This is a genomic window from Variovorax pasteuri (assembly GCF_051216435.1).
Classification (GTDB): domain Bacteria; phylum Pseudomonadota; class Gammaproteobacteria; order Burkholderiales; family Burkholderiaceae_C; genus Variovorax.
In genome coordinates this window covers 823,095-836,277 of sequence record NZ_JBPJZS010000001.1, presented here as the reverse complement: position 1 = coordinate 836,277, position 13,183 = coordinate 823,095, and the positions used below count along the sequence as shown (strand labels likewise).

The 13,183-nt window shown below is 68.2% G+C and carries 14 protein-coding genes; 11 read left to right on the top strand and 3 right to left on the bottom strand.

What is annotated here, in order from left to right; all coding sequences use genetic code 11:
- The first annotated feature begins 36 nt into the window (after positions 1-36).
- From ACSFBM_RS03865 to ACSFBM_RS03850, 4 genes are all read left to right on the top strand, one after another.
- A complete protein-coding gene (locus tag ACSFBM_RS03865; RefSeq protein ID WP_435483215.1) occupies positions 37-918 on the top strand; it encodes a branched-chain amino acid ABC transporter permease in 882 nt (293 codons plus the stop codon).
- A complete protein-coding gene (locus ACSFBM_RS03860; RefSeq protein ID WP_435483214.1) occupies positions 919-1,782 on the top strand; it encodes a branched-chain amino acid ABC transporter permease in 864 nt (287 codons plus the stop codon).
- A gap of 61 nt (positions 1,783-1,843) precedes the next feature.
- The gene (locus ACSFBM_RS03855; RefSeq protein ID WP_435483213.1) at positions 1,844-2,647 is read left to right on the top strand and encodes an ABC transporter ATP-binding protein; all 804 of its coding nucleotides are present in this window, start codon (positions 1,844-1,846) and stop codon (positions 2,645-2,647) included.
- Complete coding sequence (locus tag ACSFBM_RS03850) at positions 2,644-3,384, top strand: ABC transporter ATP-binding protein (RefSeq protein WP_435483212.1); 741 nt, start codon at positions 2,644-2,646, stop codon at positions 3,382-3,384. Before ACSFBM_RS03855 ends, ACSFBM_RS03850 begins: the two co-directional genes overlap by 4 nt.
- Before the next feature lie 47 nt (positions 3,385-3,431).
- Here ACSFBM_RS03850 and dxs read toward each other — a convergent pair whose 3' ends face one another.
- From dxs to xseB, 3 genes are read right to left on the bottom strand one after another with little or no spacing between them, the layout of a single operon-like run.
- Complete coding sequence (dxs, locus tag ACSFBM_RS03845; protein WP_435483211.1) at positions 3,432-5,282, bottom strand: 1-deoxy-D-xylulose-5-phosphate synthase; 1,851 nt, start codon at positions 5,280-5,282, stop codon at positions 3,432-3,434.
- A gap of 23 nt (positions 5,283-5,305) precedes the next feature.
- On the bottom strand, positions 5,306-6,226 hold the full coding sequence (locus ACSFBM_RS03840) for a polyprenyl synthetase family protein (protein WP_435483210.1): 921 nt from the start codon (positions 6,224-6,226) through the stop codon (positions 5,306-5,308).
- Entirely contained in the window at positions 6,223-6,489 is a 267-nt protein-coding gene (gene xseB, locus ACSFBM_RS03835) for an exodeoxyribonuclease VII small subunit (RefSeq protein WP_435483209.1), read from the bottom strand. The genes ACSFBM_RS03840 and xseB overlap by 4 nt, the downstream gene beginning before the upstream one ends.
- Positions 6,490-6,670: 181 nt before the next feature.
- Between xseB and ACSFBM_RS03830 the strand changes: the two genes are divergently transcribed.
- The 7 genes from ACSFBM_RS03830 to ACSFBM_RS03800 all read left to right on the top strand — a co-directional run bounded on the left by ACSFBM_RS03830 (position 6,671) and on the right by ACSFBM_RS03800 (position 13,088).
- Positions 6,671-7,816, top strand: a complete 1,146-nt coding sequence (locus tag ACSFBM_RS03830) for an aromatic ring-hydroxylating oxygenase subunit alpha (RefSeq protein ID WP_435483208.1) — start codon at positions 6,671-6,673, stop codon at positions 7,814-7,816.
- 88 nt (positions 7,817-7,904) lie between these two features.
- The gene (locus ACSFBM_RS03825) at positions 7,905-8,837 is read left to right on the top strand and encodes a DMT family transporter (RefSeq protein WP_435483207.1); all 933 of its coding nucleotides are present in this window, start codon (positions 7,905-7,907) and stop codon (positions 8,835-8,837) included.
- A gap of 88 nt (positions 8,838-8,925) precedes the next feature.
- On the top strand, positions 8,926-9,834 hold the full coding sequence (locus ACSFBM_RS03820; protein ID WP_435483206.1) for a sulfurtransferase: 909 nt from the start codon (positions 8,926-8,928) through the stop codon (positions 9,832-9,834).
- Positions 9,831-10,424 carry a DUF2796 domain-containing protein gene (locus ACSFBM_RS03815; protein ID WP_435483205.1) on the top strand — a complete coding sequence of 198 codons (594 nt, stop codon included), beginning with the start codon at positions 9,831-9,833 and terminating at the stop codon, positions 10,422-10,424. Before ACSFBM_RS03820 ends, ACSFBM_RS03815 begins: the two co-directional genes overlap by 4 nt.
- A 4-nt stretch (positions 10,425-10,428) precedes the next feature.
- Complete coding sequence (locus ACSFBM_RS03810; protein WP_435483204.1) at positions 10,429-11,184, top strand: ABC transporter ATP-binding protein; 756 nt, start codon at positions 10,429-10,431, stop codon at positions 11,182-11,184.
- A complete protein-coding gene (locus ACSFBM_RS03805; RefSeq protein WP_435483203.1) occupies positions 11,181-12,443 on the top strand; it encodes an ABC transporter permease in 1,263 nt (420 codons plus the stop codon). Before ACSFBM_RS03810 ends, ACSFBM_RS03805 begins: the two co-directional genes overlap by 4 nt.
- Positions 12,444-12,446: 3 nt before the next feature.
- Complete coding sequence (locus tag ACSFBM_RS03800; RefSeq protein WP_435483202.1) at positions 12,447-13,088, top strand: DUF3299 domain-containing protein; 642 nt, start codon at positions 12,447-12,449, stop codon at positions 13,086-13,088.
- The last annotated feature ends 95 nt before the right edge of the window (positions 13,089-13,183 follow it).

Below are 13,183 nucleotides of genomic sequence, written 5' to 3'. Positions count from 1 at the left end.
AACGCCTTCCCGGTTGCGGCCTGACGGAAGCCCATCGTGCTCGATCAGCAGCTTGTCAACGCCTTGTCGCTGGGGTGCGTCTACGCACTCTTCGCGCTCGGCTTCACACTCATCTTCGGCGTGCTCGGCGTCATCAATCTTTCGCACGGCGCGGTGTTCATGGTGGGCGCCTATGCGGCGGCCGAATTCATGCGCGTGTCGGGCATGCCGCTGTGGGTCGGGCTGCCGTTCGCCTTCGCGTTCTGCGGCCTGCTGGGCTTCCTGATCGACGTGCTGGTGCTCAAACCGCTGCGCAAGCGCAACGCACCCCACCTGATCCCGATGATCGCCACCATCGGCGTGGCCATCATCCTGAACAACGGCATCCAGGGCATCTTCGGCGCGGAGAACCTGCGCTTCCCGGCCGGCACCATTCCCGACGACGCGCTGGTGTTCGCCGGCATCCACGTCACCGTGCTCGAACTGGGCATCGTGCTCGCGTCGTTCGTGCTCATGGGCGTGCTGATGCTGTCGCTGCAGCGCACGCAACTGGGCCGGGCGCTGCGCGCGATCGCCGAGTCGCCCAAGGCGGCGTACCTGGTGGGCGTGAACGTCGAGGGCCTGTTCTTCCTGACCTCGTTCGTGGCCGCCGGCCTGGGCGGCGTGGCGGGCGTGCTGATCGGCCTGTATTCGAACGCCCTCTTCCCGCTGATGGGCCAGCCGATGCTCGAGAAGGGCATCGCGGTCATCATCCTGGGTGGCATGGGCGACATCCGCGGGGCGCTGCTCGGCGGCCTGTTCCTCGGCTTCGCCGAGGTGCTGTCGGTGGCCTACGTGGGCTCCAACATGCGCGACGCTGTCGCCTTCGGCCTGCTGTTCCTGGTACTGCTGGTGCGCCCGAAGGGCCTCTTCGGTTCGTTGAAGGAGCGCAAGGTCTAAATGGAAGCGCTCGACAATTTCTGGTCGGTCTACAGCAACCTGGTGCTCTCGCTGGGCATCAACGGCCTGCTGGCACTCTCGATCTGGCTCACGCTCGCCTGCGGCATGCTCGCCCTGGCCAACGCGGCCTTCATGGGCATCGGCGCGTACACCGCGTCGATCCTCACGCTGAACTACGGCGTGCCCTTTCCGGTGGCCATTGCCGCGGGCATGGCGGCACCGGCGCTGGTGGCCTTCATCATCGGCAAGCCGACGCTGCGGCTGTCGGGCGTGTACCTGGCCATGGCCACGCTGGCCTTCGGTGAGGTGGTGCGCATCGCCATCCTGAACGCCGAGTCGCTCACGGGCGGCGCGCTGGGGCTGAACGGCATTCCGCAATCGACCGAGTGGTGGCACGTCGCACTGGCGCTGGTGCTCGTGCTGCTGGTGCTGTGGCGCGTGCGCCGCTCCAAGGTGGGCCGCGCCTTCGAGGCCATCAAGGAAGACGAAACCGCCGCCGGCCTGATGGGCATCGACGTGGCGGGCCACAAGATGCTGGCCTTCGTGCTGGGCGGCGCCATCGCCGGCCTGGCGGGCACGCTGAACGCGCACCTGACCTTTTTCATCGGTCCGGCCGAGTACGGCTTCAACCGCGCGGTCGACATCCTGACGATGGCGATCCTGGGCGGCATCGGCAGCCTCACCGGCCCGGTGCTGGGCGGCACCATCCTCACGCTGCTGCCCGAGATGCTGCGCGGGCTGGGCGCCTTCCGCCTGGTGGTCAACGGCTTCATCCTGGTGCTGATCGTGCTGTTCCTGCCCAAGGGCATCTGGGACCCGGCGCGCATCCGCCAGTGGTTCGGCCGCAAGGGGAGCGCGGCATGAGCGCCGCGCCGGGCCGCCCCAAGCAAGCTCGCACCGCAGTGCGAAGCACGGAGGTATTCAAATGAGCGACAACACGCTTTTGACATTGAAGAACGTGTCGCGCCACTTCGGCGGGCTCAAAGTCCTGCAGGACGTGAACCTCGACATTCCCAAGGGCGGCATCTTCGGGCTCATCGGCCCGAACGGCGCCGGCAAGACCACGGTGTTCAACCTGATCACCGGCCTGCTGCCCACCACCAGCGGCACCATCCACTTCGAAGGCCAGGACCTGGCAGGCCGCAAGCCCTTCCAGATCACCCGTGGCGGCATTGCGCGCACCTTCCAGAACATCCGCATCTTCAAGGAGATGTCGCTGCTGGAGAACGTGACGGTCGGCATGGACGCCAAGCTGCGCTACGGCCCCTTCGGCCTGCTGGCCGGCTCGGGCCTGTTCCGCAGCGAGGAGAAGCGCGCGCGCGACCGTGCGCGCGAACTGCTCAGCTGGGTCAAGCTGGACCACAAGGCGAACGACGTGGCCGACAACCTCTCGTACGGCGACCAGCGCAAGCTGGAGCTGGCGCGCGCGCTGGCCACCGAACCCAAGCTGCTGCTGCTCGACGAGCCGGTCGCCGGCATGAACAGCACCGAGAAGAGCGAGCTGATGGTGGAGATCGAAAACATCGCGCAGCGCGGCTTCACGGTGTTCATGATCGAGCACGACATGCGCTTCGTGATGGGCCTGTGCCAGCAGATCGCGGTGCTGAACTTCGGGCGCATCATCGCGCGCGGCGGCCCCGAGCAGATCCGCAACGACCCGCAGGTGATCGAGGCCTACCTCGGCCGCGAAGACGACGAAGCTACCAACGACCAGGAGGCCGCTGCATGAGCGCGGGGACGATGACGACGACGAACCCCTTGCTGAAGGTGCAGGACCTGAAGGTGTCCTTCGGCCACGTGCAGGCCGTGAAGGGCATCGACTTCGAGCTGCACGAAGGCCAGATCACCACGCTGGTGGGCGCCAACGGCGCCGGCAAGTCGACCACGCTGCTGGCGCTGTCGGGCCTGGTGAAGAAGGCGGCCGGGCTTGTGACGTTCGCGGGCCAGGACATCACCGCGCTGTCGCCGCACAAGATCGTGGCCGGCGGCGTGGTGCAGGTGGCCGAGGGCCGCGCCACGCTGACCACGCTGACGGTGCGCGAGAACCTGGAGCTGGGCGCCTACACGCGGCGCGACGGCGCGGCCGCGCGCGTGGCCGACCTGGAGCGCATCTACACACTCTTCCCGGTGCTGAAGGACCGGGCCGACGGGCTGGCTGGCAACCTGTCGGGCGGCGAGCAGCAGATGCTCGCCATCGGCCGCGCGCTGATGGCCAAGCCGCGCGTGCTGCTGCTGGACGAGCCCTCGATGGGCCTGGCGCCGATCATCGTGCAGGACATCTTCCGCACGCTGCGCGAGATCAACAAGCAGGGTCTGACGATCTTCCTGGTGGAGCAGAACGTGCGCCAGGCGCTGAAGATCGCGGACCGGGCCTATGTGATCGAGACGGGGTCGATCGTGCTGTCGGGCACGGGGCGCGAGCTGCTGGGCAATCCCAAGGTGCAGGACGCGTACCTGGGCACCTGACCTGCATTTCTCCCTCCCCCACTGGGGGAAGGAGCAAAACCTGAACCTCAGCTGCGGCCGAAGCGGTCGGCGACGGACTTCTCGATGCCGGCCGCATCGAGCCCGATGCTCGACAGCAGCGTCGCCGGATCGCCATGCTCGATGAACCGGTCGGGCAACCCCAGCTGCAGCACCGGCTTTTGCACATTCGCCGCCTGCAGCGCCTCGAGCACCGCACTGCCCGCGCCGCCCATGACGGCGCCCTCTTCCAGCGTGACGATGGCATCGTGCGTGCCCGCCACCTTCAGCAGCAGTTCGACGTCCAGCGGCTTGGCCCAGCGCATGTTGACCACCGTCGCGTCGAGCGACTCGGCGGCGGTGAGCGCGGGGTACAGCAGCGTGCCGAACGCGAGGATCGCGATGCGCTTGCCTTCGCGGCGCACTTCGCCCTTGCCGAAGGGCAGCGCGTCCAGGGTGAGATGCGGCGCAACGCCGGCGCCCGCGCCGCGCGGATAGCGCACCGCCACCGGGTGGTTCTGCGCGTACGCACTCGACAGCAATTCGCGGCATTCGCGCTCGTCGGCCGGACAGGCGATGCTCATGTTCGGAATGCAGCGCAGGAACGGAATGTCGTACGCACCCGCGTGCGTGGCGCCGTCCGCGCCGACCAAGCCCGCGCGGTCGAGTGCGAACACCACCGGCAGGTTCTGAATGGCCACGTCATGGATCAGCTGGTCGTACGCGCGCTGCAGGAAGGTCGAGTAGATCGCGACCACGGGCTTGAGCCCCTCGCACGCCAGGCCGGCCGCGAAGGTCACCGCATGCTGCTCGGCGATGCCGACGTCGTAGTAGCGGTCCGGGAAACGCTGCTCGAACTCCACCAGCCCCGAGCCTTCGCGCATCGCGGGCGTGATGCCCACGAGCCGGCCGTCGGCGGCGGCGGTGTCGCACAGCCACTGGCCGAACACCTGCGTGAAGGTCTGCTTGGCCACTGTGGTCGGCTTGACCAACCCCACCTGGGGATCGAACTTGCCGGGGCCGTGGTAGGCCACGGGGTCGACCTCGGCCAACTTGTAGCCCTGCCCCTTCTTGGTGACCACGTGCAGGAACTGCGGGCCGTCCAGATGCTTGAGGTTTTCGAGCGTGGGCACCAGCGAGTCGAGGTCGTGGCCGTCGATCGGCCCCACGTAGTTGAAGCCGAACTGCTCGAACAGCGTGGCCGGCACGACCATGCCCTTGGCATGCTGCTCCAGGCGCTTGGCCAGCTCGAACAGCGGCGGCGCGTTGCGCAGCACGCTCTTGCCCACGTTCTTGGCGGCGGCGTAGAAGTTGCCGCTCATCAGCTGCGCGAGGTAGCGGTTGAGCGCGCCCACCGGCGGGCTGATCGACATGTCGTTGTCGTTCAGGATGACGAGCAGCTTGCAATCGCACACGCCCGCGTTGTTCAGCGCCTCGAAGGCCATGCCGGCGGTGAGCGCGCCGTCGCCGATGATGGCCACGGTGTGGCGCTCTTCGCCCTTCTGCTTGGCGCCCATGGCCATGCCCAGCGCGGCCGAGATGCTGGTCGACGAATGGGCGGTACCGAATGTGTCGTACTCGCTCTCGCTGCGCTGCGGAAAGCCGGAGATGCCGCCGGCCTGGCGCAGCGTGGGCATGCGCTCGCGCCGGCCCGTGAGGATCTTGTGCGGATAGGTCTGGTGGCCCACGTCCCACACCAGCCGGTCGTGCGGCGTGTTGAACACGTGGTGCAGCGCCACCGTGAGCTCGACCGTGCCGAGGTTGGAGCTCAGGTGGCCGCCGGTGCGCGAGACGTTGTCGAGCACGCAGGCGCGCACCTCGTCGGACAGCTGGCGCAGCTGGGCCCGGTCGTACTGGCGGATCGGTGCGGGGTCGTGGAGTGTGGGAAGCAGCGGGGCCATGGGGTGGTGTGTTCTTTTCTCTCTCAGCGGTCGCGGTCGACCACCATGTGGGCCAGTGCGCGCAAGGCGGCTGTATCGGCCAGGCCGCTCTTGTCGAGGGCGGCGAGCGCATCGGCGAGCAACTGGCGGGCCTGTGCACGCGCGCCGTCCAGGCCCAGCAATGAAACGTAGGTGGGCTTGTCGGCCGCGGCGTCCTTGCCGGCGGTCTTGCCCAGGGTGTGCGAGTCGGCCACGACGTCCAGGATGTCGTCGACCACCTGGAACGCGAGGCCGATGGCCGCGCCGTAGTCGCGCAGCGCGGCCAGCGCCGTGGGGGTGACGGGGCCGCAGGCCGCGCCCATCTCCACGCTGCCCTGCAGCAGCGCGCCGGTCTTCAGGCGATGCATTTCGCGCAGTTGCGCCTCGTTCAGCGCAACGCCCACGCTGGCCAGGTCGATCGCCTGGCCGCCGGCCATGCCCTGGCTGCCCGCGGCACGCGCGAGCAGGCGGCACAGCAGGGCCTGGGTGGCGACCGGAACTTCGTCGCCCTCGGGGGCCAGCAGCTCGAAGGCAAGCGCCTGCAGCGCGTCGCCGGCCAGCAGGGCGTCGGCCTCGCCGAACTTCACGTGCACCGTGGGCTTGCCGCGGCGCAGCACGTCGTTGTCCATGCACGGCAGGTCGTCGTGCACCAGGGAATAGGCGTGGATCAGCTCGGTGGCGCAGGCCGCGCGCAGGGCCGCGGCCGCGTTGCCGCCGACCGCTTCACTCGCGGCCAGCACCAGCAGGGGCCGCAGCCGCTTGCCGCCGTCGAGCACCGCATAGCGCATGGCGTCGCCCAGCAGCACGGGGGCATCGACGCCGACCCAGCGCGACAGCGCGGCTTCGACGTTCGCAAGGTGGGGGTCACTCCAGCCGGCGAGGGTCTTGGCGTCCCAGGGGGACGGATTCATCGTGACGGCGCTCATTCAGCCGTCCAGACCTTCAGGCTGCCCGCGTCGAGCACCTTGATCTGGTCTTCGACCGCCTGCAGCTTGTCGCGGCAGAAGGCGAGCAGCACGGCGCCGCGCTGGTAGCTGCCGAGCAGCTGGTCGAGGGGCAACTGGCCCGATTCGAGTTCCGCCACCAGTTGTTCCAGTTCCTGAAGCCCGGCTTCGTAACTGACGGGCAACGAGCCCGTATCGGGCGTGGCCGCCGGGCTGGACGTGGAAGGAGAAGGCACCTTGGGCATGCAAGCGAAACGTGGGTGAAACCGGGCATTTTAGGGCGGGGACCGAATCGGGGCCCCACGGGTACAATGCGAGCTTCTCTCGTTGACAAAGTCAGCACCTCTTCGGGCCGTTGAACCTTCCTGGCGGCGCCTTCCGTTCCTTCCTTTTTTTCTCCCTGTGGGGAGCTTGGTCAGGTCCTCCATGTCTGATTTAAGTCTTCAACTGCAGCAGGCCACGAGCCAACTTCCAGTTTCCGCGTATTTCGACGAGGCCCTGTATGCCCGCGAAATGCAGAACCTTTTTGCGCGAGGGCCCCGCTACGTCGGCCATCGCCTGGCCGTGCCCGAAATGGGCAATTTCCACACCCTGCCCCAGGAACACCAGGGCCGCGCGCTGGTGCACACGCCCAAGGGCGTGGAGCTGATCTCCAACGTCTGCCGGCACCGCCAGGCCCTGATCCTTCGCGGCCGCGGCCAGCTCGACAACCAGACCGGCGGCAACATCGTCTGTCCGCTGCACCGCTGGACCTACGCTGCGAGCGACGCGCGCACCACCGGCACGCTGATCGGCGCCCCGCATTTCGATCGGGACCCCTGCCTGAACCTGCACAACTACCCGCTCACCGAATGGAATGGTCTTCTGTTCGAGAAGAACGCCGACGGCTCGGGCCCCGACGTGGCGGCCGACATGGCGGGCCTGGGCCCCCAGGCCGACCTCGACTTCTCGGGCTATGCGCTCGACCGCGTCGAGCTGCACGAGTGCAACTACAACTGGAAGACCTTCATCGAGGTCTACCTGGAGGACTACCACGTGGGCCCGTTCCACCCGGGCCTTGGCAGCTTCGTCACCTGCGACGACCTGCGCTGGGAGTTCAAGCCCCGCTATTCCGTGCAGACAGTGGGCGTGGCCAACCGCCTGGGCCGCGCGGGCAGTCCGGTCTACCAGAAGTGGCAGGAGCAGTTGCTCAAGTACCGCGACGGCAAGCCGCCCAAGTACGGCGCCATCTGGCTCACCTACTACCCGCACGTGATGGTCGAGTGGTACCCGCACGTGCTCACGGTGTCGACCCTGCACCCCGTGAGCCCGACGAAGACGCTCAACATGGTCGAGTTCTTCTACCCCGAGGAAATCGTCGCCTTCGAGCGCGAGTTCGTCGAAGCCCAGCAGGCCGCCTACATGGAGACCTGCGTGGAAGACGACGAGATCGCCGAGCGCATGGACGCCGGGCGCCGCGCGCTCATGCTGCGCGGCGACAACGAGACCGGCCCGTACCAGAGCCCCATGGAAGACGGCATGCAGCAGTTCCACGAGTGGTACCGCGTGGCCATGCAAGACACCACCGCGTGACGGCCGCCTTGCTGCCCGCAGCGAGGCACCATCCGGCAAGTCCCGGGGCAACCCGGGCACGTTTTTCCCCTTTCATGAAGTAGAGACGATGCAAGCGCTCTGGATGGTGCTCGGCGCCTTTTTGTTCGCCACGATGAGCGTGGTCGTGAAGATCGCCTCGGCGTGGTTCAACAGCGGCGAAATGGTGCTGGGGCGCGGTCTCATCGGCATCGTGTTCCTCTGGCTGCTGGCCCGCAACCGCGGCGTGTCGCTCGCCACGCAGTACCCGGGCATGCACGCCTGGCGCAGCACCATCGGCGTGATCTCGCTGGGCGCGTGGTTCTATGCCATTGCCCACCTGCCGCTGGCCACCGCCGTCACGCTCAACTACATGAGCAGCGTGTGGGTCGCGGCCTTTCTCATCGGTGGCGCGCTGCTGGCCTGGGTGCCGGTGCCCGGGCGCGACGGCCGCGTGGAACGCCCGCCGCTGCAAGGCACGCTGGCGATGACCGTGCTCGCGGGCTTCGTGGGCGTGGTGCTCATGCTCAAGCCCACGGTCAACGGCAACGAAGGCTTCGCGGGCATGCTGGGCCTGCTGTCGGGCCTGACGGCCGCCTTCGCCTACATGCAGGTGGTGGCCCTGTCGCGCATCGGCGAGCCCGAGCTGCGCACGGTCTTCTACTTTGCGGTCGGCTCGGCCGTGGCCGGGGCGTTCGCCACGGCGGCCACCGGGTTTTCGGGCGGCAGTTCGTGGACATGGCAGCATGCGCTGTGGCTGCTGCCGATCGGCCTGCTGGCGGCTCTCGGACAACTCTGCATGACCCGCGCCTACGCCACCGCCAAGACCCAGGCCGGCACACTGGTCGTAGCCAACCTCCAGTACTCGGGCATCGTCTTCGCGGCGTTCTACAGCGTGGTGCTGTTCGACGATCGCATCGACGCGGCCGGCTGGGGCGGCATGGCCCTTATCATCGCCAGCGGCATTGCTGCAACTGTGTTGCGACAGCGGGCGGTGCCCAAGGCGCCAGCCGAGGAACACTGACACGCCAGCCGAGGAACACTGACACGCCAGCCGAGGAACATTGACCCCCCTGCGCCTTGCGCGCATCGACCAGCGAAGGACACACGACATGTACACCACCCTCATCAGCGTCGAACAACTCCAGCAGCTGCAAGCAGGCGACACCCCCTTCATGGTGTTCGACTGCACCTTCGACCTCATGAAGCCCGAATCGGGCGCGCAGCAATATGCCGCCGCGCACATCCCGGGCGCGCACTACGCCAACCTCGACACCGACCTGAGCGCCAGGCACGGCGTGCCCGGCGCGCACGGCGGAGTGGTCGTGGCGCAGGAAGACGGCGTGCCCGCCTCGGGCGGGCGCCACCCGCTGCCCAGCCGCGAGAAGTTCGCGCAATGGCTCTCCAGCATCGGCTTCGCCAACGGCATGCAGGCCGTGGTGTACGACCGCAACGGCGCCAACTACTGCGGGCGCCTGTGGTGGATGCTCAAGTGGATGGGCCACGACGCCGTGGCCGTGCTCGACGGCGGCCTGCAGGCCTGGCAGGCCGCGGGCGGCGAGGTCACGGGGCGCGAGGAGCCCGCGCGCTTCCAGTCGAACTTCGTCACGGGCGAGCCGCTTGCGAAGCTGGTCACCACCGACACCGTGGTGCGCCGGCTCGGCCAACCTGACCAGAACCTGATCGATGCGCGCGCCGGTGCGCGTTACCGCGGCGAGGTGGAACCTCTGGACCCGATTGCCGGTCACATCCCCGGGGCCCTCAACCGGCCCTTCGCCGAGAACATCGGTCCCGACGGCAAGTTCAAGCCGGCATCGCAATTGCGTGCCGAGTTCGAGTCGCTGCTCGCGGGGCGCGATGCGGCGAGCGTTGTCCACCAGTGCGGCAGCGGCGTGAGCGCCGTGCCCAACCTGCTCGCCATGCAGATCGCGGGGCTGGGGACCACCGCGCTCTATGCCGGCAGCTGGAGCGAATGGAGCAACACGCCGGGGCTGCCGACCCGGCAAGGCGCGCAACCATGACATTGACGAATCGACGAGTCCGCCCCCTTCGACGCACCACCGGTCTCGCACTGGCCGCCGCATGGTTCGCGGCCGCCCCGTTCCTCACCGCACAGGCCCAGCAGCAGCACGCCCACGTGCACGGCCAGCTCAAGCTCGACGTGGCCATCGACGGCCCCACGGTGGTGATCGACATGGAGTCCCCGCTGGACAACATCGTCGGCTTCGAACGCGCCCCGAAGACCGACGCCGAGAAGAAGGCCGTCGAAGAAGCCGTCGCCCAGCTGCGCGCGGCCGACAAGCTCTTCATCGTCGATCCGGCCGCCAACTGCAAGCTCGGCCCGGTCGACCTGCGCTCCGGCGCGCTGGGCCTGGGCAACCCCGATCCCAGCGAGCCCGCCGGCCATGCCGATCTGGACGCCACCTTCTCCTTCAACTGCACCAGCGCGGCCGCCGCGAAGTTCATCGACGTGAACCTGTTCACCGCGTTCAAGGGCCTGCGCCAGATCGACTCGCAGATCGCCTCCGCACAAGGCCAGTTCAAGCGCCAGCTGAAGCGCCCGGCCGGCGCGCAGGCCGCGCAGCCCGCCCGCCTGAGCTGGGGCAAGTGACACTGTGAGCACCGTCCCCGAGGCTGTGACAGCCGAGACGTCGCCCCTGCGCGTCGTGCTCGCCGCCGAAGCGCTGCGCTTCACCTGGCCCGGCGTGAAGACGCCGTGCATCGACATCGAGGCCTTCCGCATCGCCGCCGGCGAATCGGTGTTCCTGCATGGCCCGAGCGGCTGCGGCAAGAGCACGCTGCTGTCGCTGCTGGCCGGCGTGCTGGTGGCCGACGAAGGCCGCGTCACGCTGCTGGGCCACGACTGGTCCAAGCTCTCGGGCGCCGCGCGCGACCGCAGCCGCGTGGCGCACGTGGGCTACATCTTCCAGCAGTTCAACCTGCTGCCTTACCTGAGCGTGCTCGACAACGTGCTGCTGCCCTGCCGCTTCTCGGCAAGACGCGAGGCGCAGGCCGCGCGCAACGGCAGTTCGCGCGAGGCCGCCGAGCACCTGCTCGACCAGATGGGCCTGGACCGCAACCTGTGGAAGCGCCAGGCCCTGCAACTGTCCGTGGGCCAGCAGCAGCGCGTGGCTGCGGCGCGCGCGCTCATCGGCCAGCCCGAAGTGGTGATTGCCGACGAGCCCACCTCGGCGCTCGACGAAGACCGGCGCGAAGCCTTCCTCGACGTGCTGCTCACCGCCTGCGTGGAGAACCGCAGCGCGCTCGTCTTCGTGAGCCATGACCAGCGCATCGCGCAGCGCTTTGCGCGGCACGTGCTGCTGCCCGAGATCAACCGCGCGGCAACGAGCGCCATGGCGGTGGACGCATGAAGGCGCTCTTCTCGATCGCCTGGCGCAGCGCATGGAACCGGCGCTTCACGCTCGCGCTCACCGTGTTCTCCATTGCGCTGTCGACCTTCCTGCTGCTGGGTGTGGAGCGCATCCGCACCGAGCTGCGCGAGAACTTCGCTTCGTCCGTCTCGGGCACCGACCTGATCGTGGGCGCGCGCACCGGCTCCACGCAGCTGCTGCTGTACTCGGTGTTCCGCATCGGCGCGGCCACCAACAACATCTCGTGGAAGAGCGTGCAGGCGCTGCAGGCCCACCCGGGTGTCGACTGGGTGGTGCCGCTGTCGCTGGGCGACTCGCACCGCGGCTTCGCGGTGCTGGCCACGTCGCCCGAGTACTTCACGCGCTTTCGCTACGGCGACAGGCAGCTGCTGAAGATGCGCGAAGGCAAGCCCTTCAGCGAACTGTTCGACGCGGTGGTCGGTGCCGAAGTGGCCGACAAGCTCGGCTACCACGTGGGCCAGAAGATCACGCTGGCACACGGCAGCGGCGAGCTCAACGTGGCCGAGCATGCGGACAAGCCCTTCACCGTGGTCGGCGTGCTCGCGCGCACCGGCACGCCGGTCGACCGCACGGTGCACATCGGCCTGGCCGCCATGGAAGCCATTCACCTCGAATGGGTGGGCGGTGCGCCGATGCCGGGCGTGCACATTCCGGCCGAGCAGGTGCGCAAGTTCGACCTCACGCCCAAGAACGTGACCGCCGCGCTGGTGGGCCTGAAGAACCGCGCGGCAGTGTTCGGCGTGCAACGCTGGATCTCCACCTACACCGGCGAGCCGCTCATGGCCATCCTGCCCGGCGTGGCGCTCGACGAACTGTGGAGCGTGATCGGCATCGGCGAGAACGCGCTGCTGCTGATGTCCGCGCTGGTCGCGCTGGTGAGCCTGGCCGGGCTGGTGTCGGTCGTGATGGCCGGCCTGAACGAACGCCGCCGCGAACTCGCCGTGCTGCGCGCCGTGGGCGCGGGCCTGCGCCACGTGCTGGCGCTGCTCGCGCTCGAAGGCGCCATGGTCACCGTGCTGGGCGTGGCCTTCGGCGTGGTGATGGCGGTGCTGGGCATCGCCCTGCTCTCGCCATGGCTGCAGTCGCAGTTCGGACTGACACTGAGCCTTTCCGAACCTACACTGAACGAATGGCTGCTGATGGCAAGCCTGCTGGCCGCCGGATGGCTGGCAAGCCTGTTGCCCGGCATCCGTGCCTATCGCCTCTCTCTTGCCGACGGCCTCTCGCCGAGGATCTGAACCATGCCCATCGCACACGCATCGAACTCCTCCAAAGCTTTCACACGGCTTTCAATGCTGATTGCCGGCGCCGGCCTCGCCGCTGCCGCCTGGGCCGCCGAGCCCTCCCCCAAGGACACCACCGCCACCAACCCGCTGGGCGGCAAGTCGGCAGCCCCTGCAGCCGCCGCCAAGCCCGCCGCGGGCCAGGCGCGACAGATCACCTGGGAAGAGCTGGTGCCCAAGGACTGGGACCCGGCCAAGGAGTTCAAGGGCATGGACCTGAGCGCGCTGGATGACGGCGACCCGCGCGCCAACGAGCTGCTCATGAAGATGCAGGAGGTGTCGAACAACGCGCCGACCAACCCGTCGATGAACGGCGTGGAAGTGAAGATCCCGGGCTTCATCGTGCCGCTCGAAGAGGCCAAGGGCGAGGTCACCGAGTTCCTGCTGGTGCCCTACTTCGGCGCCTGCATCCACACCCCGCCGCCGCCGGCCAACCAGATCCTGCACGTGGTGCCGCAAAAGGGCGCCAAGTTCCGCGCCATGGACACCGTGTGGGTCACCGGCAAGCTGCAGACCCTGCGCAACGACTCGATGATGGGCGTGAGCGGCTATCACGTGAGCGCCGCCAACGTCACCAAGTACACCGGCGGCGCCAAGTAAAGAAAGCCAAAGCCCTGTAGCCCTTGGCCTCGGGGTCATGTGGCTGTACGCCGACAGGGTTGACGGCGCATCGCCGACACAGTCGGTTGCATCCA

What these genes read in the sequence shown, in the direction of transcription:
- ACSFBM_RS03860 (WP_435483214.1), top strand. Translation starts at nt 919, where the DNA reads ATGGAAGCGCTCGACAATTTCTGGTCGGTCTACAGCAACCTGGTGCTC.
- ACSFBM_RS03855 (WP_435483213.1), top strand. Translation starts at nt 1,844, where the DNA reads ATGAGCGACAACACGCTTTTGACATTGAAGAACGTGTCGCGCCACTTC.
- ACSFBM_RS03850 (WP_435483212.1), top strand. Translation starts at nt 2,644, where the DNA reads ATGAGCGCGGGGACGATGACGACGACGAACCCCTTGCTGAAGGTGCAG.
- dxs (WP_435483211.1), bottom strand. Translation starts at nt 5,282, where the DNA reads ATGGCCCCGCTGCTTCCCACACTCCACGACCCCGCACCGATCCGCCAG.
- ACSFBM_RS03840 (WP_435483210.1), bottom strand. Translation starts at nt 6,226, where the DNA reads ATGAGCGCCGTCACGATGAATCCGTCCCCCTGGGACGCCAAGACCCTC.
- xseB (WP_435483209.1), bottom strand. Translation starts at nt 6,489, where the DNA reads ATGCCCAAGGTGCCTTCTCCTTCCACGTCCAGCCCGGCGGCCACGCCC.
- ACSFBM_RS03830 (WP_435483208.1), top strand. Translation starts at nt 6,671, where the DNA reads ATGTCTGATTTAAGTCTTCAACTGCAGCAGGCCACGAGCCAACTTCCA.
- ACSFBM_RS03825 (WP_435483207.1), top strand. Translation starts at nt 7,905, where the DNA reads ATGCAAGCGCTCTGGATGGTGCTCGGCGCCTTTTTGTTCGCCACGATG.
- ACSFBM_RS03820 (WP_435483206.1), top strand. Translation starts at nt 8,926, where the DNA reads ATGTACACCACCCTCATCAGCGTCGAACAACTCCAGCAGCTGCAAGCA.
- ACSFBM_RS03815 (WP_435483205.1), top strand. Translation starts at nt 9,831, where the DNA reads ATGACATTGACGAATCGACGAGTCCGCCCCCTTCGACGCACCACCGGT.
- ACSFBM_RS03805 (WP_435483203.1), top strand. Translation starts at nt 11,181, where the DNA reads ATGAAGGCGCTCTTCTCGATCGCCTGGCGCAGCGCATGGAACCGGCGC.
- ACSFBM_RS03800 (WP_435483202.1), top strand. Translation starts at nt 12,447, where the DNA reads ATGCCCATCGCACACGCATCGAACTCCTCCAAAGCTTTCACACGGCTT.